This is a genomic window from Luteibacter sp. 9135, assembly GCF_000745005.1.
In the GTDB taxonomy this organism is placed as follows: Bacteria; Pseudomonadota; Gammaproteobacteria; order Xanthomonadales; family Rhodanobacteraceae; genus Luteibacter.
This window is the reverse complement of the sequence record NZ_JQNB01000001.1, coordinates 790,180-812,701: the sequence shown is the minus strand read 5'-3', so window position 1 is coordinate 812,701 and position 22,522 is coordinate 790,180. Positions and strand designations below refer to the sequence as shown.

Below are 22,522 nucleotides of genomic sequence, written 5' to 3'. Positions count from 1 at the left end.
CGCTCAGCGAACCCGTCGTGGCCAGCCCACGACGAACACCAGCACACCGACCACCGCGGCGGCGATGCCGGGCCACACGCCGCGCGGCGCCAGCGTGCCGACCAGTGCGCCGCAGATCAGCAGCGTGGCGCCCAGCAGGCCGCAGGCGATCAGGCGGCGCATGCGCCGTGCGTCGTCGCGTGCCACCGCGAGGGCCAGCGGGTCGGCGACGTCACGACGCTGCCCACTGGCGACCTGGAGCAAGGCGTCGCGCAGGAGTTCCGGCGCGCGCGGCGCGGTGCGGATCCAGTCGGGCAGGCGCCGACGCACGTCGCGCAGCGTGGCGCGCACGCTGTAACGCTCGCGCAGGATGCGGCGCAACACGGGGTGCGCCACCGCCCAGATGTCGATGTCCGGGTCGAGCAGGCGACCCACGCCTTCGATGTTGAGCAGTGTCTTCTGCAGCAGGATCAACTGCGGTTGCAGCGTGAGCTCGAAACGCTGTGCGGTGCGGAACAGCTTCACCACCAGGTCGGCGATGGAGATCTGCGACAGCGGGCGGGTGAAGTAGGGCTCGCACACCGTGCGCACGGCGGCTTCCAGCTCGTCGACGCGAACATGGGAGGGCATCCAGCCGGCGGCGACGTGCAACTGCGCGATACGGGCGTAGTCGCGCTCGAACAGCGCGATGAAGTTCTCGGCGAGCCAGTACTGGTCGGCTTCCGGGAGGGAGCCCATGATGCCGAAGTCCAGCGCGATGAAGCGCGGCTCGTCCACACGCGTGGTGTCGACCCAGATGTTGCCCGGGTGCGCGTCGGCATGGAAGAAGTTGTCGCGGAACACCTGTTCGTAGAACAGGCGCACGCCTTTGGCGGCGAGCGCCTTGCGATCGAGGCCGGCGGCGTCGATCGCCACGATGTCGTCGGCGCTGACACCACGCACTCGCTCGAGCGTCAGCACGCCCTGCGTGCTGAAATCCCAGTGGACCTCCGGCACGTAGAGATCGACGCCGCTGGCGAAATTGCGCCGGAGCAGGCTGGCGCTGGCGCCTTCGCGCTGCAGGTCCAGCTCGTTCTCGAGCATCTTCTCGACCTCGGCTACCACCTCCATCGGGCGGATCTTATCGGCCGCGGGATGCCATCGCTGGGCCAGCTCGCCCAGGGAGCGCAGGAGGTCGATGTCGCGCGCGATGCGGCGGTCGATGCCCGGACGCAGCACCTTCAGCACCACCTCACGGCCGTCGTGCAGCGTCGCCGCATGCACCTGGGCGATGGACGCGGAGGCGAGCGCGGTTTCGTCGAAGGCGGCGAACAGCGTGGTCACCGGCGCACGCAGCTCACGCTCGACGATGGCCCGCGCTTCCGCACCGGGGAAGGGCGGCACCTGGTCCTGGAGCAGGGCGAGGTCGTCCGCGATGTCCGGCGGCACCAGGTCGCGCCGCGTGGACAGGACCTGGCCGGCCTTGACGAAGATCGGACCCAGCTCGGTCAGCGCCAGCCGGAGGCGTACGCCGCGCGACAGACCGCGGGTGTCTACCGCCGGACCGGGCAGCAACGGGGTCAGCAGCTTGAGTGGACGATAAAGGCGGGCGCCTTCGATCACTTCGTCCAGCTGGTATTTCAACAGCACGGCGACCACGCGGAACAGGCGCGGGGCAAGGCGGAAAGGCGTCATGCGCGCGACCCCCCGAGGGTCCGGGCGAGGCGGGCAAGCCGGGCCTCGGCGCGTTCCGTGCGTTCGCGGACGGCATCCACACCGTCGAGGAAGGTATCCATTTCGCCCGGGGCCACGGCTACGCGGCCTTCCTCGCGCAGCCAGTCGGCGGTGTCCTCGGTGAGGTGCGAGACGGACTCGCGCGCATGGGCCAGGCCCTCGCGCAGGGCGGTGGCCAGCGGAACGCCCAGCCGGTCGCCGAAGGTCTTCGCGAAAGCTTCCTCAACGTCAGGCGCGTACTGTCGGGCGAGTCGCTCCAGGCGTCGCGCCAGCTCGGCATCGCCCGCGATGTCCACCTTCCCGGGCGCCACGCCGTCGTCGTCGCGGCGCAGCGCCATGGCCAGCAAGCTACCCGGCGAAGCGGCGACGCGCAGGCTGCCGCCTTCCTCGGGCGGCCCCACGCGCAGGCGGCCTTTCTCCACGGTGATGCGGATGCCCAGTTCGGGCCCGGCGAGGTGCACCTGCACGCTGCGGCCGTCGAGTGCGTCGAGTCGGGCACGGGTGTCGGGATCGAGGTCGACCGCGCGGTTGAGCGCGGCCTCCATCGCACGGCCGGCCAGCACACGTAGCGGTCGGGGCAGGAAGCGACGAGGATCGGCGTCGGCCGGGGGACGTTCGGGAGTCATGTCCCGATTGTAGCTTGCGCGGCTCAGGCCGCGCCGTCGAAGCCGGACTGGCGCCACACCTCGAACACGGCGACCGCCACGGCATTGGATAGGTTGAGGCTGCGGTTGCCCGGACGCATGGGCAGGCGCACGCGCTGCCCGGCGGGAAGGGCGTCCAGTACGTCGTCGGGCAGGCCGGCCGTCTCGCAACCGAACAGCAGGGCATCGCCTTCGGCGAAGGTCACCTCGGTATGGAGTTGCTGCCCGCGCGTGGAGAACGCGAATACACGCGGTCGGCCGAGGGCGTCGAGGCAGGCGTCCAGGGTGTCGTGCACCGCCACCCGTGCGAATTCGTGGTAGTCCAGGCCGGCGCGACGCAGGCGGGCGTCGTCGAGTTCGAAGCCGAGCGGCCGTACCAGGTGCAGACCGGCGCCTGTATTGGCGCAGAGGCGAATCACGTTGCCCGTGTTGGGCGGTATTTCGGGTCGGAAGAGGATGACGTGGGGCATGCCCCCATTATGCGGCCGGCGACGCGCAGGTGGCATGCGCGATCATCGCATCGCAGGTGACGGCTGGGGCGATCGTGGCCTGCCCGACGGCGGCCAGCTGGATCGGCGCACCCGTGTAGGTGAGCATGTTGCCGACGATCAGGCCGCAGACGAGCATGGAAGCGACGAGCAGGCTGCGCAGGATGAGAAGTTCGTGTTGCATGGGTGTATCTCCGACAGAAACAGTAGGGCGATCAGACCATCTGGAAGAGCGTGAACCCGCAGAGGAACATCGAGGTGACCAGCAGGCCGTTGAGCATCATCAGTTCGTATTTCATGGCGTGTTCCTTCGAGGAGCCGGGGCAGGAAGCCGCCCGGCGGGGCATGACTAGTAACGCAAGTGCCGTGCCAGCCTTTGAGTGTCGGCAATGAGTTGATTCGTATGAGGTTTGTCATGTGGCTTCCGACAGGTCGCTTGTCCGCGGACACCGACCACCCGCGACCGGACAACCCGCGGACGATCGGACACCACCGATTGCGCCCGACGGAGCGACCGGGCTAGCCTCCGTGCATCCGGGCCACGAGGGCCCTCTGGAGTCGTGCATGAAGAACCGCCTCGCCCTGCTTGCCGTCGGGCTGATCTCCTTCGTCGGGGCCGCCGCTGCGGCGTCGTCCGCGCCCGACACGATTCCGGACATCGCATACACGCGCTTCCAGTTGCCGAACGGCCTCACCGTCGTCGTGCATGAAGACCACAAGGCGCCCGTGGTCGCGGTCAGCATCTGGTACCACGTGGGCTCGGGCGACGAGCCGGCCGGCAAGACCGGCTTCGCCCACCTGTTCGAGCACCTGATGTTCTCGGGCTCGGAGAACCGCAAGGGCACCTATTTCCAGCCGTTCGAGCGCGCCGGTGCCACCGACATGAACGGCACCACGTGGTTCGACCGCACCAATTACTTCGAGACCGTGCCCACCACCGCCCTCGATATGGCGCTGTGGATGGAATCCGACCGGATGGGCCACCTGCTCGGCGCCATCGGCCAGAAGGAACTGGACACCCAGCGTGGCGTGGTGCAGAACGAGAAGCGCCAGGGCGAGAACCAGCCCTACGGCCGCGTGGACGAGAACGTCCTCGTCAATACCTATCCGGCCAATCACCCGTATCACCACGACACCATCGGTTCGATGGCCGACCTGGACGCGGCCTCGCTGGCCGACGTCAAGCAGTGGTTCCACGACTACTACGGGGCAGCCAACACCACCCTCGTGCTGGCGGGCGACATCACGGTGGCCCAGGCCAAGGCGAAGGCCGAGAAGTACTTCGGCGACATCCCCGCAGGGCCGCCGGTGCCCCGGCAGCAGCCGTGGATCACCCCGCTACAGGCCTCGACGCGCGGTATCCAGCACGACCAGGTCGCGCAGGCGCGCATCGTGCGGACGTGGATCGTGCCCCAGCTGGGCACGGACGATGCCTTGCAGCTCGATCTCGCCACTACGGTTCTCGGCGGCGGCAAGACATCCCGGCTTTACCAGCGTCTCGTCTACCAGGACAAGCTCGCCGACGATGTCAGCCTCGGTATCTCGCCGTTCGCCCTCGCCAGCCAGGTGCAGCTCACCGTCGACGTCAAGGCCGGGGTGGACCCGGCAAAGGTCGAAGCGGCCGTGGCATCGGTATGGAAGGATTACCTCGCCACCGGCCCCACGGCCGACGAGCTGGCGCGTGCCAAGGTCGCCAACCGCGCGGGATTCATCCGCGGCCTGGAGAAGGTGGGCGGCTCGGGCGGCAAGGCCGTGATCCTCGCCGAGGGACAGGTCTACCGTAACGATCCGGAGGCCTACAAGAAGGACCTGGAGCGGGCGCAGAACGCCACGACCGCGTCGGTGCTGGCGGCGTCGAAGACCTGGCTGACCCGCGGCGACTACACGCTGACCATCCTGCCTGCGGCAGCCGGCTTCGATCCCGCCGCCGAGGACAAGGCGGTAACCGGCCTGGGTACATCGCCGGGCCGCCCCACCGCCGTCACCCCGCCGGCACGGTCCTATGCCGTCGGCGCGTCCCAGGTCGATCGCAGCAAGGGCGTGCCGTCGGTGGACACCTTCCCCGACCTGTCCTTCCCCACGCTCCAGCGGGGCAAGCTGAAGAACGGCATCGAGGTGGTGCTGGCCGAGCGCCACACGGTACCGGTGACCCAGGTGCTGCTCCTGTTCAACGCGGGCTACGCAGCCGACCAGGGCCGCAAGCTCGGCACCGCCAGCTTCACCTCCGCGCTGCTGGAAGAAAGCACGCGCTCGCTCGATTCGGTGGAAGTGGCACGGCGCAAGGAGCGCCTGGGTGCCATCGTCTCGTCCAGTTGCTCGCTGGATACCTGCAGCGTCGGCCTGAACGCGCTCAACAGCGACCTCACGCCCTCGCTCGCGCTGTTCGCCGACATCACGCGCAACCCTGCGTTCAAGGCGGACGACATCGAGCGCGTACGTGGCCAGTGGATGGCCGGCATCGCGCAGGAAAAAACCGAACCCACCGGCCTCGCGCTGCGCACGTTGCCGCCGCTGCTCTACGGCGCCAACCATGCCTACGGCATCCCGTTCACGGGCAGCGGTACCAAAAAAGCCATTGCCTCGCTCACCGCCGCGGACCTCGCCACCTTCCAGCGCGACTACCTGCGGCCCGACAACGTGCGCATCGTGGTGGCTGGCGACACCACGCTCGCCGACATCCTGCCGCGGCTGGATGCGGTCTTCGGCGACTGGCAGGCCCCCGCCACGGCGGTGCCGGCAAGGAATATCGGGCAGGTGGCGGCCCAGCCGAAGCCGCGCGTCTTCCTGGTCAATCGCACCGACGCCCCGCAGTCGCTGATCCTGGCCGGCCTGCTGGCGCCCTCCACCCGTGCGCCCGACGCACTGGACCTGGGCATCGCCAACGGTGCCTTCGGCGGCACGTTCACCTCGCGCCTCAACATGAACCTGCGTGAGGAAAAACGTTGGGCGTACGGCGCGGGCAGCATGCTTTCCGATGCCCAGGGGCAGCGTCCGCTGCTGTTCTACGCACCGGTGCAGACCGACAAGACGGCCGAATCGGCGGCGGAAATCCTCAAGGAAGCCAAGGCTGTCATCGGGCCGAAGCCGCTCACGGCCGATGAAATCGGCAACATCCAGGCGCAGCGCATCCGCGCGTTGCCCGGTAGCTTCGAGACCACGTCCTCCGTACTGGGCGCCATCAGTGGCATCCTCATCTACGGCCGCCCGGACGACTACGTGCAGACGTTGAAGTCGCGTATCGAAGGCGTCGACCGCGCCAAGGCCGAGGCCGCGCTCGCTGCCGTCATCCGTCCCGACGCCCTGACCTGGGTCATCGTCGGTGACCTGCGCAAGATCGAGGCCCCCGTGCGCGCATTGAACCTCGGCGAAGTGCACGTGATCGACGCCGACGGCCAGCCGGCGAAGGACATCGCGGCGCCGGCACCTGCACGCGCGGGCAAGACCAAGGCGCCGCCCGCGGCCAAGGCACGGTAATCCCCAGCGAAGGGTGCGGTCGATTCAGATCGCGCCCTTCGCGGCATTTGGCTAGCATGTCCCCCCAACGTTTTTCCGGAGCTCAACCCATGCGCAAGGTCCTCGTTCTCTTCGTCCCGCTCGCCCTCTCCGCGTGCTCGTGGGGCATCAAGCTCGACGACAGCGCGCGCAACGTCCGCACGGCCTGGAACGGCGACGTGTCCAGCTGCCGCGACCAGGGCAAGGTCACGGTGTCCGTGCAGAGCCGCGTCGGCCCCATCGATCGCGACGACCTGAAGGTCCGCGACGAACTCGAAGTGCTCGCGCGCAACGAGGCCGCAAAGATGGGCGCGGACACCATCAAGCCCCTGGGCGAACCCAACGGCGGCTCGCAGGACTGGGGTGCGTACACCTGCGGTGCCCGTGGCGCGGCTCCGGTGCGAGGCGCTGCTCCGGCGGCATCGCAGCCGGCCCAGAACGCCGCGCCGCAGGGCGGTGGTTTCGAGACAGTTCCGCTCAAGCAGTAAGCGTGTCACTGCGACCCGACGGCCCGGTCTGCCCACGCGGATCGGGCCGTCCTCGTGTTTGTCGGGCCCTACAGCAGCGAGCACGCCTTCAAGGTCACCTGACCGGCGCTCTCGGACCCATCCCGGCATGACAGTCTCACCGTCGCGCCGGTCTTGAGGGTGGAGACGTCCGGCCAGGCGTCGGCGTCCAGCACGAACCGTGGATCCTTGAATCCCGCCCCGCCTCTCAACGTGAGCACGGGTACGCCATCCCCACCTGCCTCCAGGTTTCCCAGCTCGCCGGTGACTTCGACGACCTGGCGTGCTGAGCGCCTTGTCGATGCAGCGCTATCGCTTGCAAAGTCCCGCGCCAAGGCCCGTGCGGAAATAATCTCGATGCTGGGCTTCTGCACGGGCGGCGAGCCCTGGGCGCGGTGAACGACCTCCGCGACAGAGGCATCCGGCTGCGCGGCGCCCACGGTGGCGGGGCGCCGGCATCCAACCAAGAGAATGATCGTCGCGAGCGCGAAAAGAAGGAAAAGGGCGGAACGGGGCGTGTTCATGCGGACTCCTGGCCGCAAGAATGGGGACGGCCGGACGCTTTTCCAGAGGGTGCTGCTGAGCCGTTTATCTGGTGCGGCATGAGCGAATCCCTTTATGCGTACCGGCCCCCTTCGCCTGCAATACCTTCACCTATTGATAATACATAAATGAACTATATACTTGTGAGGTATCCAGTCCACGGACCTCCCCATGAGCGATTTCGCCCGCACCGAAGCACGCCTCGACGTCACTCTGCGTAAATACCCGGGGTTCCCGCGTCAGCCGGCCGTGCTCGTCCGTCTGGTCAAGCACCTCTACAAGCAGGTGCACGACGAAGCCAACGCGGTGATGAAGCCCTACGGGCTGAACCATCCGGAATACAACATCCTGATGATGCTGTACGGCTCGCCCGACAACGCGATGAACCCGTCGCAGCTGGCCGAGGCGGCCGGTGAGAAACTGGCCAACATCACCCGGCTGACCACCCAGCTGTGCGAGAAGGGCTACGTGGCCCGCGCCGGCAGCGACGAGGATCGCCGCAAGGTCACCCTGACCCTGACGCCGGTCGGGCTGAACACGATCACCCAGTTCCTCCCCGACATCGTCACGTTGCTTCACCGCCAGACTCGTAACCTCGACGCCACCGAACAGACGCAACTGGAACGCCTGCTCAAGAAGATGCTGGCCGGGTTCGGGGAGTGACGGGGGCACCCATGTCCGCCATCGATCTGCAACATGCCACTCCCACCACGCGCCAGGTCGTGGTCGAGACGCTGCGCGAGGAAGTCGACGTCTGGCTGTTCGTCGCCAAGACCCTGCTCGCGTTTTTTCTCACCGGATGGCTAGCCATGCGCCTGGCCCTGCCGGCGCCGTCCACGGCGATGCTGACGACGATCATCGTCGCCAACCGCCAGTCCGGCATGGTGCTGGCCAAGAGTTTCTACCGTGCGATCGGCACGCTGACCGGCGCCGCGGCGGCCATCGTCATCGTGGCCGCCTTTCCGCAGACGCGTGACCTGTTCCTGCTGTCGCTGTCGGTGTGGATCGGCGTGTGTGCCGGTGGCGCCACGCTGTATCGCAACTTCAAGTCGTATGCCTTCGTGCTGGCGGGTTACACGGCGGCCATCGTCGCCATTCCCGTGATCGACAATCCGCCCGGCGTCTTCGATTCGTCGTGGGCGCGTATCAGTGAAGTCCTGCTCGGCCTCATGGTCAGCGGCGTGGTCAACGATGTGGTGTTCCCCAGCCGCATGCGCGACGTCTTGCGGCGCGCGGCGCGCGAGCAGTTCGCGCACTTCGTTGGCTTCGTGCGCGACAGCACGGCCGGGGCGATCGCCCGCGACACGATGGAGAACGCCCACCTGCGCTTCGTGCGCGCTGCAGTCACGCTGGAAGACCTTCGCAGCTCGGTCATTTTCGAAGACGCCGAAGCCCGCGCGCGCAGCAGCCACCTGCGCCTGTTCAACCAGCGTTTCATGGCAGCGTCTACCAGCTTCCAGTCGCTGCACCACCTGATCAACCGGCTGAAGCGGGCGCACCGCGACGCGACCGCACAGGCGTTGATGCGCCTGTACACGCCGATCGGCGACGCTCTCGACGCGCCCATCGAGGCCGGCGCCGCCGCGCGCGTGCTGTTGCCGCGCCTGGTGGCGGCGCGCGACACGATGCGGACGAACACCCCGGCACAACGCGCTGCGCTGGCCGATTCGCAGGACATTCGCGATTTCGACACCGGCGCGTCGCTGCTGGCCCGTTTCGTCGACGAGCTTTACGACTATGTCGATACGGCCGCCTCGTTGCAGACGCCACGGGTGAGCAACGGCGCTGCGGAGCGAGTGCGCTTCGATCGCGGCAACGACTTCCTCGGCGCCGGCCTGGCAACGTTCCGCACAACGCTGACCATGCTGGTGCTGGGGGCGTTCTGGGTGGCCAGCGCCTGGCCGCTGGGTTCCAGTGCCATGTTGCTCGCCACGGTGTTCGCTGGCTTGTTCGCCACCACACCCAACCCGACGCGGGTGACCTGGCAGGTCATGCTCGGCTACCTCTCGGGCATGGTGCTGGGCTTCATCTGCGAGTTCTTCGTCCTTACGCGCCTGGATGGCTACGGCCTGCTGGTGGTCGGCGTGGCGCCGTTCCTGGCCGTTGGCCTGGTGCTCATGATGACCCGACGCTTCGCATCCTACGGCCTGGGCTGGGCCATGGGCTTTGCCTACATCCTCACGCTGAAGAACGTGCAGGTGTACGACCCGGCGCATTTCATCAACGACGCCATCGCGCAGGTCGTTGGGTTGGGCGCCGCGGCGGTGTCGTTCGTAGTCATTCCGCCCGCGATCGGCAGCGCCTGGTTGCGGCGGCGCCAGCTGGCACGCCTGCGTGGGCAGGTCGCGCTCGCCGCGGAGGCCCCGTTGCCCGGCCTTCGCCACCGGTTCGAGAGCGTCAATCACGACCTGGTCAGTCAGGTGGTCGCCCAGACGGAGCCGGGCAGTGCCGACTCGCGCACGCTGATCGCATGGGCCCTGGCGGTGCACGAGACGGGACGGGCGTTGATCGAACTGCGTCACGACATCGCGCGTCGGGATGTCCCGGCCGCCCTGCGTCCGTACCTGCAGGACACGCTGCGTACCCTGGCCCGTTTCTACGAGAAACCCGACGCCGACGGCTATCTGCTCGCGCGGGACGCGGTCGCCACGGCTATCGCCGGCGTCGGTGAGCACGAGGGTACTCAGTACCTGCTGGCCCACCTGCACCTGGTGCGCATGGCCCTGCTCGACGGGGAATCCGTCCTCGCCGCCTACATGCCCGATATGCCGCTCAGCAAGGAGATCGCCCATGCCTCGTGAAATCGCCCTCGGTGATGCACTCGTGCCGGGACTGCTCATCCTCTTCGTCGTCGCGCTGCTGGTGCTCTGGCTTTTCGACAGTATCGCCGGCCGGTTCGGGCTGTATCGCCTGATCTGGCACCCGCCGTTGTTCCGGCTCGCCGTGTTCGTCTGTGTCTTCGGCGCCTTTGCGCTGCTCCTGCTCTGAGTGAAGCCCCTATGAAACTCGCCACCGTCATCCGTTTTGCCGTGACCGCCGTCGTCGTCCTTGTCGCCGCCGTGATCGGGCACGCCCTGTGGAAGCACTACATGTATTCGCCGTGGACGCGCGACGGCCGCGTGCGCGCGGAGATCGTGCGCATCGCGCCCGACGTGGCCGGTCTGGTCACCGACGTGAAGGTCATCGACAACCAGACGGTGAAGAAGGGCGACCTGCTGTTCGTCGTCGACAAGGCGCGTTACGCGAACGCGGTGGCGCAGGCCGAAGCCAACCTCAACGCCGCTGAAGCGGCGGCACGCGCTGCGGGCGCCAGCATCAACGCGGCCCAGGCCGGCGCGTTGCAGAGCCGCTCCAACTTCGAGATGTACGCCGCCCAGTCCGAACGCCGGCAGAAGCTGATCAACAACGTGATCTCGGCGGAAGACAAGGCCAACGCGGTGGCCGCCGCCAACGCGGCCAAGGCGGGGTGGCAGCAGGCCCAGGCGAGTACGAAGCAGGCCAGCGCCTCCCAGCAGCAGGCCCTGGCGGCCGTGGCCCAGGCGCAGGTCGAACTGGCTTCCGCGCAACTCAATCTCGATCGCACGGAAGTGCGCGCCCCGGTGGATGGCTATGTCACCAACCTGGACGTACGCGTCGGCGATTACGCCAGTGCCGGCAGCGCACGCCTTGCCCTGATCGACAGCCACTCGTACTGGATCTACGGCTACTTCGAAGAGACCAAGCTGCCCGGCCTGCGTGTGGGCGATCCGGTCGACATCCGCCTGATGAGCGGTGGCGTGCGGCTGAAGGGCTCGGTGGAGAGCATCGCCCGCGGCATCACCGATGCCGATAACCCGACCGGCAGCGACCTGCTGGCCGACGTGAACCCGACCTTCAACTGGGTGCGGCTCGCGCAGCGCGTGCCGGTGCGTATCCGGATCGACACGGCGCACCTGCCGCCCGGTGTGGTGCTCTCGGCCGGCATGACCGCGACCCTGGTGGTGCACCCTTCGTCCCCGGACGCGGTGGCGACGCGGTAGTTCAACTGCGGTGGGGTCGTCCCGCACCGGCAGCACCTGGGCGCAAGGGCTCAGGCGGCAGGCGGTGCCAGGCGATCCAACCGCAGCTGCAGCCATTGATCGACGTCGGGCCACTCGGTAGCCAGGATGCTGTAACACACCGTGTCACGCAGCGAGCCGTCGGGCCGACGCTTGTGGGCGCGCAGGATGCCCTCGCGCTTCGCGCCCAGTTTCTCGATGGCGCGTTGCGAATCCTGGTTGTAGGCGTCGGTGTGGAACTCGACGGCCACGGCGTCCAGGCCAGTGAAGGCGTGGGACAACAGCAGGTGCTTGCAGGCCGTGTTGACGTGGCTGCGCTGCCAGCGCCGTGCGTACCAGGTATAGCCGATGGCCATGCGCCGCGGATCGTCGACGATGTCGTAGAAGCGCGTGGTGCCCACGATGTCGCCGGAGACGTTCTCGCGCACCACCCAGGGAGACATCCGGCCTTCGTCCTGCCCACGCAGGGCTGAGGCGATGTAGGCCTCCACGCGGCCCGGCGCCGGCACGGAGGTGAACCACAGGTTCCAGAGGTCACCATCAGCCGCGGCACGCTCCAGCGGGCCGGCGTGCACCGGTTGGAGCGGCTCCAGCGTCACGTGGCGGTTGGCCAGCCGGATGGGCGCCACTGCGGCCATTCAGGCGTCCAGGTCGGGGATGAGCCGGCTTTGGATCCGGGAAATAGTGTCCTTCAGCAGCAACTTGCGCTTCTTCAGGCGGGTCAGCTGGAGCTCGTCGCGGCCGATCGCGGCGGCCAGGTGGTCGATGGCGGCGTCGAGGTCGCGGTGCTCGACCTTGAGTTCGGCGAGGCGTTGCTGGAGCTCGTGAGGATCCTGGACCTGCATGGCGTTGGGCCGGGCGAGGAGGGGAAGTCCGATTGTAACCTCCGGCGAGGGGCTCCGCAGCGGCTACAATGGTCAGCCGACCCGTCCCGAACCGCCCATACGCATGTCCGCCACGCCCGACGCCACCCGCAAGCAGAGCTACGAAGCCGGCAAACTGGCCAAACGCCTGCGTCGCCAGGTCGGCCAGGCCATCGCCGACTTCGGCATGGTCGAGGACGGCGACCGCATCATGGTCTGCCTCTCCGGCGGGAAGGATTCCTACACACTGCTGGACATGCTGCTGTCACTGCAGGCCAAGGCGCCGGTGCGCTTCGACCTCATCGCGGTGAACCTCGACCAGAAACAGCCTGATTTCCCCGAGCATGTGCTGCCGGGTTACCTGACCGCGCTGGGCGTCCCGTTCCATGTCATCGAGCAGGACACCTACAGCGTCGTCACCCGGGTCATCCCCCAGGGCAAGACCCTGTGCAGCCTGTGCTCGCGCATGCGCCGCGGGGCGCTCTACCAGTGGGCCGCGGCCAACGGCATCACGAAGATCGCGCTGGGCCACCATCGCGACGACATCCTCGGTACGTTCTTCCTGAACATGTTCTACCAGGGCAGCCTGAAGGCCATGCCGCCCAAGCTGTTGTCCGACGACGGGCGCCATGTGGTCATCCGTCCGCTGGCCTATTGCAAGGAAGACGACATCGCGGCCTACGCGGCCACCCGCGCTTTCCCCATCATTCCCTGCAACCTGTGCGGCTCGCAGGAGAACCTGCAGCGCAAGGTGGTCAAGCGCATGCTCGCCGAGTGGGAAAAATCCAACCCCGGCCGCAGCGAGACGATCTTCCGTGCCATGGGCAACATCGCGCCGTCGCAGCTGACGGATCGCCGCCTGTTCGACTTCGCGGCGCTTGGCGCACGCGAAGACGCGGCGCGACCCGACGCCCACGCCTGGCTCGCTGGCGGCGACACCGTCGACGACAACGACTGATCCTTTCCTCTTCCCGCTTCGAGGCCTGCCGACCATGACCCTTTTCTCTTCCGTCGAACTCGCGCCGCGCGATCCGATCCTCGGCCTCAACGAAGCCTTCGGCGCCGATACCCGCACCGACAAGGTCAATCTTGGCGTGGGCGTCTATTACGACGCCAACGGCCACGTGCCGCTGCTGCGCGCCGTGCGCGAGGCCGAGAAAGCCCGCCTGGAAGCCCAGCTTCCGCGTGGCTACCTGCCCATCGACGGTATCGCGCTGTACGACAGCGCAGTGCAGAAGCTGTTGTTCGGCGAGGCGTCGCCCCTGCTTGCCGAGCGCCGCGTGGTCACCGCGCAGGCCCTGGGCGGCACCGGTGCGCTGAAGGTCGGCGCCGACTTCCTCAAGCGCCTCGATCCCTCCGTGCCCGTGGCCATCAGCAACCCCAGCTGGGAAAACCACCGCGCCCTCTTCGAAGGCGCCGGGTTCGAGGTGGTCGATTACCCGTACTACGATGCCGCCACGCACGGCGTGGATGTGGATGCGATGCTCGCCGGCCTCGCATCGCTGCCGAAGGGTGCCATCGTGGTGCTGCATGCCTGCTGCCACAACCCGACGGGCGTGGACCTGACCCCCGCCGACTGGACGCGCGTCATCGCCACCGTGCAGGCGCAGGGCCTGGTGCCGTTCCTGGATATCGCCTACCAGGGCTTCGGCGACGGCATCGAGTCGGACGCCCTGGCCGTGCGCTTGTTCGCGGAGGCCGGTGTGGCGTTCTTCGTCGCCAGCTCGTTCTCGAAATCGTTCTCGCTGTACGGTGAGCGCGTGGGTGCCCTGTCCATCGTCACCGGCTCGCACGACGAAGCGCTCCGCGTGCAATCCCAGGTGAAGCGTGTCATCCGCACCAACTACTCCAATCCGCCGACCCACGGCGCCGCGGTGGTCTCGGCCGTGCTCAACCACGACGCGCTGCGCGCGCAGTGGGAAGCCGAGCTAGGCGAGATGCGCGAGCGTATCCGGGCCATGCGCCGGGGCCTGGTCGAGCGCCTGGCCAGGCATGGCGATTTCGGTTTCATCGAAGCCCAGCGCGGCATGTTTTCCTACTCCGGGCTTTCCTCTGCCCAGGTGGATCGGCTGCGCACCGAGTTCGGCATCTATGCCGTCGGCACCGGCCGTATCTGCGTGGCGGCGCTCAACGAGGGCAACATGGACCGCGTCGCCGCGGCGATCGCCCAGGTCGTCTGACCCGCTCCGCCGCTCCTTTCGTCGGCGGGTGCATGGCGCCTGTCGCGGTCCCTCATTCGCAAGAGAATCGCCGATCCATGTTCTATCGCAATCTCACCCTGTTCCGTTTCTCCGCTTCCGTCGCCGCCGATCTCGAGCGCCTTGACGAGGCGCTGCCCGAGCATCGCCTGCGTTCCGTCGGCCCCATGGAATTGTCCACGCGCGGCTTCATCTCGCCCCTGGGGCGCCGGGAAGAAGCCCTCACGCATTCGGTGGCGTCCAACGTCATGGTCACCGTGGCCGGTGAAGACAAGCTGCTGCCCACGTCCGTGGTCAACGACGAGCTGGCCAACCGCGTGCAGAAGATCGCCGAGGAAGAAGGTCGCAAGGTCAGCGGCCGTGAGCGCAAGCGGATGAAGGACGACGTCATGAACGAACTGCTGCCGCGGGCGTTCGTGCGCACGTCGCGCATGTCGGCTTTCGCGGACAAGAAAAACGGCTGGCTGATCATGGACACCTCCAGCCGCAAGTCCGCCGAGAACACCCTCAGCCAGATCCGCGAGGCCCTGGGCAGTTTCCCGGCCGTGCCGCTGGCCCCGGAGGAATCGCCTCGCCTGCTCATGACGCACTGGGTGTCCACGGGCGAGCTGCCGGCGGGCCTGGCCCTCGGCGACGAGTGCGAATTGCGCGATCCGGCCACGGCGTCGGGAGCCATTGCGCGCTGCCGCCGCCAGGATCTCGACACCGAAGAGATCCGCGAGCACCTTCGCACCGGGAAGCAGGTGTTCCAGTTGGGGCTGGTGTTCGACGATCGCATCTCGTTCGTGCTGGGTGAGGATCTCATCCTGCGCAAGATCAAGTTCACCGACGTGGTGCTCGACGAGCAGGCAGACAGTCCCGAATCCGCCGCGGCGGAAATGGACGCCAATTTCGCCCTGATGGCCGGCGAATATGCAAGGCTGCTCGGCAAGCTGGAAGAATGGTTCAAGTTGCCGCGCCCTGAGTGACGAAGGCGCCGCGTCGCAGGAATGGATATGGCTTGGTGGGATGTTGGTCGGGATCGGAACGAGACTCGCGACATGGCATCGGAAGACAGCGACTGGCTGGAACTGCCCACGGCAACCGGCGGCACCATCCGGGTGCTCAAGGCAGCGCACCCGCGTGCCCGCCGCCTGCGCCTCACCGTCACCTCCCGGGGGGCGCGCCTTACCTATCCCTACGGCACGCACACGGCACAGATGGCGGCCTTCCTCCGTCATCACGCCGATTGGCTCGAGCAGAAGCTGGAGGAATTCCACCTCGATGCCACGCCGCTGCCAAGGCTGAAGGTGGGGGTGCCCACCACCTTTCCGTTCCGGGGCGAGGACATCGCGCTGGACTGGGCCGAGGGCCCCTATCCTCGTGTCGAACAGCACGACGACGGCATCACCCTGGTGATACCGCGTCCACACGCGCGGGCCCTCCTCCTTGCGCGTGGCCTGCTGGCCACGCACTTCGAGGCGCAGATACGGCGTGATGTGTCACGCTGGTTGCCGGCCTACATACCGATGATCAACGCGGCCCCCACGGCCCTGAAGATCCGTCCGCTGAAAAGCCTCTGGGGCAGCCTGGACACGCGGGACAGGATCAACCTCGACCTGGCCCTCGCGCTCGCTCCGCCCGTGGCCTTGCGTTATGTACTGGTGCACGAGTTGTGTCATCTCAAGGTCCGCAACCACTCGCCGCGCTTCTGGCAATGGGTCGAGAGCATCTTTCCGGACTGGAAGGAGCAGAGGCATTGGCTTCGGGCGCACGGCAGCGGCCTGAAGATGCAGCTCGACCGGCTGGTGGCCGACATCGCCGATTAAGGCGCGGGCTCCGGCAGCTCCGGCAGCTCCGGCACCAGCCGGAACTGCCCGGCTTCCAGCATCACCGGTCGTCCCGGAGGCGTGCGCAGCACATAGTGCCTGCCCTGCGTACCGACGATGGACAACAGATCGAGGCTGTCCGGGCTGGTGGCTCGGGATTGCACCAGGTCCCGCACCTTTACCTCGACGGCGAAACCGCGTGTGCGGTCGAGTAGCCGTACACCGCTACCGTCGACGATGGTATGCACGGGAGCATGTGGCGGCACGGCGCTCAGCCGCACGCCGAAGACATCCCGCTCCTGCGCCTCGCTGCGTATCGCTCCCCACGTCATGCCGGGCCGCGCTGCGCCGAAGAACGCGCTTTGCTGGAGCGGCTTCTCGTCGTAGAACCAGAGGCGCTCGGGCAGGTCGACCTCGGCGATCTGGCGCAGGCGGCCTGGGAGCGAGGGGCCGACGTCGAACGAGGCACGGATGGATTGCTCGGCGCGTGTCAGCGCCTGGTGGAACCCGGCGCGCTGGCCATCGGTGACGATGCGACGCGTGGGCAGTCCACGTATTTCGCGATACATCTGGTCCGACACCAGCTGTCGTTCGATCGCGTCGGGGAAACTCTGTTCGAGTTGATTGACGTATTCGCTGTAGAAGTCGCGCGCGGGCGTGGCATCCGTGGCCGGGCGGCCGACGGAGCGGCGGCGCCCCGCATGACGATCGGCGTGCCATAGCTCGCCCTGCAACCGGATCACGGGCCCTGTTGCCTCGATGCCCGCAGGAGGCGCGGCACCGAGCCGGACGGTGCGGCTGGCTGCGTGGTAATTGGCTTCGTACAGTTTGCCCTCGATCGCCGCATACAGCTTGCCATCGACGCGATACATGCCCTGGGGGTCGGGTACGCCCGTCGCCGTGACGCCTTTGGCCAGATAGCGCCGGTGGGTGCCGGGCTTGGGGCGCGCGAGGGCCCGGCTGACCAGTGCGCCTCCGATCGCGCGGACGTGCACGGCGTAGGGTGCCGTGGTCGCGTGCAACGCCGAGATGCCCAGCGAATACGCCGCCAGTGCCATGACATAGCCTTCGGTGGCGTCGATGAAGCCGTCACCGTAGCCGCCTGCCTTGATCGCGTCGTAGGCCCGCCAGGCGGCCGGAGCGACGCGGAACGGCGCCGTGATGGTGGCGATCACGGTCTGCGCGGGAAGGACGTGAGCCGGATTGCGGTGCCACAGGTCGAACATGAACTCGCGATTTGCGTCACGGGCGCTGCGTGTCAGCGATTGCACGTTGCGCAACGCGTGGTCCAGAGCGGTGTCGTAGACCGCGTCGAAAGGATCGCCTGCGATGTCCTTGAGGCCGGGGGCGATCGTGGCCTCGCCTTGCATCGCCGAGGTGTCCTGGCCGAGTATCCAGGCAAGGCTGCGATTCGCATTCAGGCGCAGGTGTCCCTCTCGCCGCATGGTGTCGGATGCCGCGGGAAGCCGGGCGAGCAGGTAGTCACGGAAGGTGGCATCACGGAAAAACAGGCGATCGGCCTCGTCACGATCGCGGAATTCGCGGAAGGCTGCGCCATCGGGTGCGTCGGGGGTGTAATAGACCAGCGCAGGCGCCGCCGCATCCTTTGCCCCCGTATCGGGCGACTCGATGATTTGCATCACCTCGCGTAGCGGCATGTCGCGAAACGTGACCTGTCGGACCAGGGCGGGCGAGGGTTGGCCCTGGCCCAGGGCATCGAGCAGGGCGTCGACCCGCGCGCGCCCGCTGGCGGTGAGCCCGAGGTGGCGTGCCTCGCCGTAGTCGTGGCGCAGGCTGGCCACGCGCGCCTCGACGGCGTCGTGCCGCATCCGGGCCATGCGCGACTCCCGAAAGCCGCGCCGTCGCAGTGCGGCCTGGGGCCCGTCGCGCAGCTCGCCGAGCAGCTGTGTCTGGTAATGGGTGTGGATGTCCAGCCGGTTGAGAACGGCACGAATGTAGGGATCGCTGAATGCCGGGATGAGGTGACCGTCCTTGCCGTGGGCACTGAACCGGTCCGCACCGATGGCAGGCACGTTGCTGTAGGCGGCGTCGATGAGCGAGGCATGCAGGGGTTCCGGGCCGTAGATCAATGCCGTCAGCGAAGCGAGGCGCGCGGCGGGATCCAGCGAGCGGTCGAGCGTCAGGGTGATGTCGCGGGGATGCTCCGTGACGCCCAGTGCCTTCAGGACGGGCTCCAGTTGCCCGATAGCGTAGTCGAGCAGTTCCGTCGGCGGGTCGACCCCGGCAAGGGCCTGCCGATCCGCCATGGCTTGCAGGGTGTCCATGTATTCCGCGCGGGAGCGTCGCCAGTCGGCGGCGAGCGAGGGGGGCACGGTGAGCAGCCGCTCGCTTTCGAGGGCGATGCGCAGGCGCGCCTCACGCACCCCCAGGATGGCTTCGACATCGACAACGTCGGCCAGGTCGATGGCATCGCGCAGGCGATCGGCCAGGCGCTGGGACCGTCCGGGCAGTACGCGCTCGAGTTCGAATTCAATCCATGCGTGTTCGATCTTGTCGCGCTGCGTGGCGACGACGCGATCGACCACGGTGGCCAGGGCGGGCCCATCCACGCGTCGTGAGTCGACGCATGCCTCGGTGGCATGGACGTTGACCCTGGCACGCGCCAGGCCGGGGAGATCGATCCGTGTGGACAGGACGGCCCGTACCTGTTTCTCGAGGGCGGCATGGGCCTGCGCGAGGTCGGCATAACGATCCCACCCGCGCGTCGCGGTGAAGGCCATGACGATGCCTCCCGGGCGCGTGTCCACGACCAACAGTGAACCGGCGTGCGGCGCATCGCCGATCGTCACCTCGCGCCACTCGATGTAGGGCGGGGGCACGGCATGCGGCACCAGCGCGGCGGCGACGAGCGCGCGGGCGTCGTCGTCCAGCGTGCGATCGAGGCCTTGAAGGACGGCCAGGTCGGACAGGGTCGTGCGCAGGGTGTCTTCCAGGGCGCCGCGCCGCGATCGCGTGCCGGCCGTGGCTTCGATCCCGCCCTCCCAGAAGGCCCCGACGTCGGCCACGAAGGCGCTGAGCGTTTCGGCGGAGAACGTTTCGGGGAGGGCGGGCATCGCCGTCTGCTGCTCGATAAGCCAGCGCTCTGCGGCGATCAGCCTCTGAACGGTGTCGATCGCCTCATGGTGGGTCTCGCGTATCTCGGCGGGCGGCGCGGAAGGGGGCATCGCATCCATGCGGAAACCTTGTGGGAAAGGAATCCGCAGGTTACGGGTGGGGTGACCTCATCGTCTGTCGGTGAAAGACCGCTGCACAAAGGCGCAATGACGCAGCCATCGGCAGGGTGTCACGGACCCCTTGCCCGTCTTCAGTGAGCCAGGGCGAACCCCGTGAGGATACGCGCCGTTTCGTCGGGTTTCTCGAGCATCGGCATGTGGTTGCAACCGTTCATGACGGTGGCACCGATGGACGGGGAGCTTTTCAGTCCGCCGCGCAGCGTGTCCAGCGCGGATGCGTCGATGATCTTGTCCTCGCGGCACCAGACGCCGAGCACCGGCATGGACAGGCTGCCGATGACGGGATCGAGCGAGTAGGCCTGCGCAGGCTCGCTCAGGCGGGCGAAGGTGCGCTCGATGAAGGCGCGATCCTTTTCGTTGCGCGCCAGCAGCGCGTCCTCGACCCGGCCCGGGATGTGCGGCGGGTTGAGGAATATCCGCGCGAGCAGCGCCTCGAGGTCGGCACGGTCGTGGAAGATGAATGGGTCCTTCCCCGCCTTGACGTCGCGCACGAAATCGTTGTCCTTGAAGGTGAGCCCCAGCGAACTCATCAGGACCAGGCTGGCCACCTGGTCGGGGTGTTCGCTCGCGTACACGCCGGCAATGGCGCCACCCATCGAATGGCCGACCAGCAGGAAGTGCCCGAGGCCCGTGGCGGCGGCGAATGCCTGAAGACGCGCCGCCTGGGCGGGGACACCGTAGTCGCCCCCATCGTTGCGCGACGACTCGCCCCAGCCGGGAAGGTCCGGCGCCACCACGTGGAAGTGATCGGTCAGGCCCTTGGCCATCTCCAGCCAGGTCTCCTTGTTGGCCGCGAAACCGTGCAGCAGGACGATGGTGGGGCCGGTGCCGCCTTCGTAGTACGACCAGGTGGTGTCGCCCGCGACCACCTGCTTCTTTTCCATGTGCGCAGCCATCGCCAGGCGGGCCGCGTCGGCCTTCAGCAGCAGCGAGGGTGCGAACAGGTAGACACCGCCGGCGCCGACGCCCAGTACCAGGGCCACGACGACGAGGAACTTGAGCCGGCGGATCAGCAGGCGCTGCCAGAGCGGCCGGCTGGATGTCGGGGCGGGGAGCGGGGTCTTGGCCATGGGATCGGGAGCCTGAACAAAGGACGCCCCGCAAGATGCGGGGCGTCGTGACGGTATGCAAGCCTGGGGGCTTACTTCTTCGATGTGCCGGCGAGGATACGTTCCACCGCCTGCTGGGTCATCGGGTGATAGCCGCTCTTCGCCTTGGCGTACGTGGCCCTGGCATAGGCCAGGCCTTCCGGGGTGCGGGCGAAGGCGCGGTACACCGGCGTGGTCAGGTAGAGCCGGCCGATGCGTGTCATGTGCTCGGCTGCGGCGGTCCAGACGTCCTTGTCGCCGGCGGCGATGGCGTGCGCGTACCAGCGCATGCCGATCTCGGCGTTCGGCGTGCCGGTGAGGTGCCAGGCCGCGTCCAGCGCCTTCATGCTCGCCAGCGGCGGCACGTCGGGTAACCGGTCGAGGAAATACATCCACTCCTGAGTGTTCCAGCCCTTCGCATCGAGCTTGTCGGCGGCGAGGGTGCCGGCAAGGAACGCTGTGCGCTGCGCGTCGATGCTGTCGAAGCGCCGCGAGGCAGGCAGCGGCGCATCCTTCGGGATGCCCGGCTGCCATATCCATGCACGGGCCTCGGCCTCGCTCATCTTGCCGGGGTATTTATCGAGAAGGTTCGCCTTGAGGTAGGCGAACATCGTGTCCGTATCGATACTCTGGAAGGCGAAATGGGCGAAATAACCCTTCAGGTAGGCATCGAACGTGTCGCGGCCGAACCGTTGCTCCAACGTGCGCAGGAACCACGAGCCCTTGTCGTATGCCACGGAGGACAGTGAATCGTCCGCGCCCACGCCACGCGCGTCCGGCGTCAGCTTCTGCGTGTTGGCAGGCATCTGGCCGATCGTCTTCTGCAACTCGCGCGCGGACAACAGGGCTTCCTCGTCCGCCAGCGCCTTGCCGTACACCGCTTCGGTGATGCGGCCCTGGACATAGGTGGTGAAGCCCTCGTTGAGCCAGATATCGCGCCACGCGGCGCTGGTGACCAGGTTGCCCGACCACGAATGGGCCAGCTCGTGCGAGACCAGCGAGACCAGGCTCTTGTCGCCGACCAGCACGGTCGGCGTGGCGAAGGTCATGTTCGGGTTTTCCATGCCACCGAACGGGAACGACGGCGGTAGTACGAGGATGTCGTAGCGGCCCCATGCGTACGGGCCGTACAGTTGCTCGGTGGTGGCGATGAGCTTTTCGGTGTCCTCGAACTCGTGCGCGGCCTTGCCGACCACGCTGGGTTCGGCGTAGACGGCGCTGCGCGGCCCGGTTTCCTTGACCGCCAGGTCGCCGGCGGCGATCGCCAGCAGGTACGACGGAATGGGATGTGGCTGGTCGAAGGTGAAGTCGCCATCCAGCGGATGCTTCGCGTCGTTGATGGCGCTCATTACCACGCGGACATCCTTCGGCGCGTGGATATGCGCGTCGTAGGTGAAGCGGATCGCGGGGGAATCCTGCAGCGGTACCCACGAACGGGCGTGGATCGACTCCGATTGCGAGAACATGAAAGGCTGCTTCTTGTCCGCCGTCTGTGCCGGCGTCAGCCACTGCAGTCCGGAGGCTTCCGGTGCGGTGGCGTAGACGATGCGCACGCTGCCCGGATGCGTGGGGGCCTGGATCGTCAGCTTCGCGCCGAGTTCCTTGTCGCGGGGCGCCAGGGCGAACTTCAACGCCGATGCCTTGCCGCCGGCGTCGAGGGCTTCCACGCGGACGATCGTCAGGTCGCGCGTATCCAGCACCAGGTCGCTGGCCCCGGATGCCTTCCAGTCGAGCTTCAACGTCGCCTGGCCGGCCAGTTCGCGCTTGCCGAAGTCCAGCGTCAGGTCGAGGTCGAGATGGGTGACCCGGACCGTGTCGGGCTGGGCATAGGAGTGCGGATCGGTGGCGAGGGCCGCTGCCGGGAACGCGAGGGCGAGGACCAGGATGGATGGCAGGCGCATGGAGGCTT

Annotated in this window: 21 protein-coding genes; 10 read left to right on the top strand and 11 right to left on the bottom strand. The window is 67.6% G+C overall.

What is annotated here, in order from left to right; genetic code table 11:
• Nucleotides 1-3: 3 nt before the first annotated feature.
• From ubiB to FA89_RS20765, 5 genes are read right to left on the bottom strand one after another with little or no spacing between them, the layout of a single operon-like run.
• A complete protein-coding gene (gene ubiB / locus FA89_RS03610) occupies nucleotides 4-1,653 on the bottom strand; it encodes a ubiquinone biosynthesis regulatory protein kinase UbiB (RefSeq protein ID WP_036138294.1) in 1,650 nt (549 codons plus the stop codon).
• On the bottom strand, nucleotides 1,650-2,318 hold the full coding sequence (locus tag FA89_RS03605; protein ID WP_051938497.1) for a ubiquinone biosynthesis accessory factor UbiJ: 669 nt from the start codon (nucleotides 2,316-2,318) through the stop codon (nucleotides 1,650-1,652). Before FA89_RS03605 ends, ubiB begins: the two co-directional genes overlap by 4 nt.
• A gap of 23 nt (nucleotides 2,319-2,341) precedes the next feature.
• Nucleotides 2,342-2,806, bottom strand: a complete 465-nt coding sequence (locus FA89_RS03600; RefSeq protein WP_036138292.1) for a tRNA (cytidine(34)-2'-O)-methyltransferase — start codon at nucleotides 2,804-2,806, stop codon at nucleotides 2,342-2,344.
• Nucleotides 2,807-2,813: 7 nt separating this feature from the next.
• Nucleotides 2,814-3,008 (bottom strand): hypothetical protein, encoded by a 195-nt coding sequence (locus FA89_RS03595; protein ID WP_036138289.1) that lies wholly within the window; start codon nucleotides 3,006-3,008, stop codon nucleotides 2,814-2,816.
• Between the two features lie 31 nt (nucleotides 3,009-3,039).
• Nucleotides 3,040-3,171 (bottom strand): hypothetical protein, encoded by a 132-nt coding sequence (locus FA89_RS20765; RefSeq protein ID WP_255349630.1) that lies wholly within the window; start codon nucleotides 3,169-3,171, stop codon nucleotides 3,040-3,042.
• A 217-nt stretch (nucleotides 3,172-3,388) separates the two neighbouring features.
• On the opposite strand from FA89_RS20765, the gene FA89_RS03590 reads away from it, so the two are divergent.
• Nucleotides 3,389-6,298, top strand: a complete 2,910-nt coding sequence (locus FA89_RS03590) for a M16 family metallopeptidase (protein ID WP_036138286.1) — start codon at nucleotides 3,389-3,391, stop codon at nucleotides 6,296-6,298.
• Between the two features lie 89 nt (nucleotides 6,299-6,387).
• Nucleotides 6,388-6,804 (top strand): DUF4156 domain-containing protein, encoded by a 417-nt coding sequence (locus FA89_RS03585; RefSeq protein WP_036138283.1) that lies wholly within the window; start codon nucleotides 6,388-6,390, stop codon nucleotides 6,802-6,804.
• A 68-nt stretch (nucleotides 6,805-6,872) separates the two neighbouring features.
• On the opposite strand, the gene FA89_RS03580 is transcribed toward FA89_RS03585, so the two are convergent.
• Nucleotides 6,873-7,346: a hypothetical protein gene (locus FA89_RS03580; RefSeq protein WP_036138281.1), complete on the bottom strand. Its 474-nt coding sequence runs from the start codon at nucleotides 7,344-7,346 to the stop codon at nucleotides 6,873-6,875.
• Between the two features lie 190 nt (nucleotides 7,347-7,536).
• Between FA89_RS03580 and FA89_RS03575 the strand changes: the two genes are divergently transcribed.
• The 4 genes from FA89_RS03575 to FA89_RS03560 are packed head-to-tail and all read left to right on the top strand — an operon-like array spanning nucleotide 7,537 to nucleotide 11,384.
• Nucleotides 7,537-8,028: a MarR family winged helix-turn-helix transcriptional regulator gene (locus FA89_RS03575; protein WP_036138279.1), complete on the top strand. Its 492-nt coding sequence runs from the start codon at nucleotides 7,537-7,539 to the stop codon at nucleotides 8,026-8,028.
• An 11-nt stretch (nucleotides 8,029-8,039) separates the two neighbouring features.
• Nucleotides 8,040-10,166 carry an FUSC family protein gene (locus tag FA89_RS03570; RefSeq protein ID WP_036138278.1) on the top strand — a complete coding sequence of 709 codons (2,127 nt, stop codon included), beginning with the start codon at nucleotides 8,040-8,042 and terminating at the stop codon, nucleotides 10,164-10,166.
• On the top strand, nucleotides 10,156-10,353 hold the full coding sequence (locus FA89_RS03565) for a DUF1656 domain-containing protein (RefSeq protein ID WP_036138275.1): 198 nt from the start codon (nucleotides 10,156-10,158) through the stop codon (nucleotides 10,351-10,353). Before FA89_RS03570 ends, FA89_RS03565 begins: the two co-directional genes overlap by 11 nt.
• A gap of 11 nt (nucleotides 10,354-10,364) precedes the next feature.
• Nucleotides 10,365-11,384: an efflux RND transporter periplasmic adaptor subunit gene (locus FA89_RS03560; RefSeq protein ID WP_036138273.1), complete on the top strand. Its 1,020-nt coding sequence runs from the start codon at nucleotides 10,365-10,367 to the stop codon at nucleotides 11,382-11,384.
• A gap of 50 nt (nucleotides 11,385-11,434) precedes the next feature.
• On the opposite strand, the gene FA89_RS03555 is transcribed toward FA89_RS03560, so the two are convergent.
• Together FA89_RS03555 and FA89_RS03550 are read right to left on the bottom strand one after the other, a co-directional pair.
• Nucleotides 11,435-12,040 carry a GNAT family N-acetyltransferase gene (locus FA89_RS03555; RefSeq protein WP_036138270.1) on the bottom strand — a complete coding sequence of 202 codons (606 nt, stop codon included), beginning with the start codon at nucleotides 12,038-12,040 and terminating at the stop codon, nucleotides 11,435-11,437.
• The gene (locus FA89_RS03550; protein WP_036138267.1) at nucleotides 12,041-12,247 is read right to left on the bottom strand and encodes a YdcH family protein; all 207 of its coding nucleotides are present in this window, start codon (nucleotides 12,245-12,247) and stop codon (nucleotides 12,041-12,043) included.
• 103 nt (nucleotides 12,248-12,350) lie between these two features.
• Between FA89_RS03550 and ttcA the strand changes: the two genes are divergently transcribed.
• The 4 genes from ttcA (at nucleotide 12,351) to FA89_RS03530 (ending at nucleotide 16,271) form a co-directional block, all read left to right on the top strand.
• The gene (gene ttcA, locus FA89_RS03545; protein WP_036138264.1) at nucleotides 12,351-13,223 is read left to right on the top strand and encodes a tRNA 2-thiocytidine(32) synthetase TtcA; all 873 of its coding nucleotides are present in this window, start codon (nucleotides 12,351-12,353) and stop codon (nucleotides 13,221-13,223) included.
• Between the two features lie 34 nt (nucleotides 13,224-13,257).
• Complete coding sequence (locus FA89_RS03540) at nucleotides 13,258-14,445, top strand: amino acid aminotransferase (RefSeq protein ID WP_036138261.1); 1,188 nt, start codon at nucleotides 13,258-13,260, stop codon at nucleotides 14,443-14,445.
• A gap of 77 nt (nucleotides 14,446-14,522) precedes the next feature.
• A complete protein-coding gene (locus FA89_RS03535; protein ID WP_036138259.1) occupies nucleotides 14,523-15,431 on the top strand; it encodes a recombination-associated protein RdgC in 909 nt (302 codons plus the stop codon).
• 72 nt (nucleotides 15,432-15,503) lie between these two features.
• Nucleotides 15,504-16,271 (top strand): M48 family metallopeptidase, encoded by a 768-nt coding sequence (locus FA89_RS03530; RefSeq protein WP_036138257.1) that lies wholly within the window; start codon nucleotides 15,504-15,506, stop codon nucleotides 16,269-16,271.
• Here FA89_RS03530 and FA89_RS03525 read toward each other — a convergent pair.
• The 3 genes from FA89_RS03525 to FA89_RS03515 all read right to left on the bottom strand — a co-directional run bounded on the left by FA89_RS03525 (nucleotide 16,268) and on the right by FA89_RS03515 (nucleotide 22,514).
• On the bottom strand, nucleotides 16,268-19,465 hold the full coding sequence (locus FA89_RS03525; RefSeq protein ID WP_036138254.1) for a hypothetical protein: 3,198 nt from the start codon (nucleotides 19,463-19,465) through the stop codon (nucleotides 16,268-16,270). The two genes, FA89_RS03530 and FA89_RS03525, sit on opposite strands and share 4 nt — an antisense overlap.
• A gap of 131 nt (nucleotides 19,466-19,596) precedes the next feature.
• Nucleotides 19,597-20,595, bottom strand: coding sequence for an alpha/beta fold hydrolase (locus FA89_RS03520; protein ID WP_081916328.1), 999 nt, complete (start codon nucleotides 20,593-20,595; stop codon nucleotides 19,597-19,599).
• Nucleotides 20,596-20,666: 71 nt separating this feature from the next.
• Nucleotides 20,667-22,514, bottom strand: a complete 1,848-nt coding sequence (locus FA89_RS03515; RefSeq protein WP_036138253.1) for a M1 family metallopeptidase — start codon at nucleotides 22,512-22,514, stop codon at nucleotides 20,667-20,669.
• Nucleotides 22,515-22,522 lie beyond the last annotated feature (8 nt).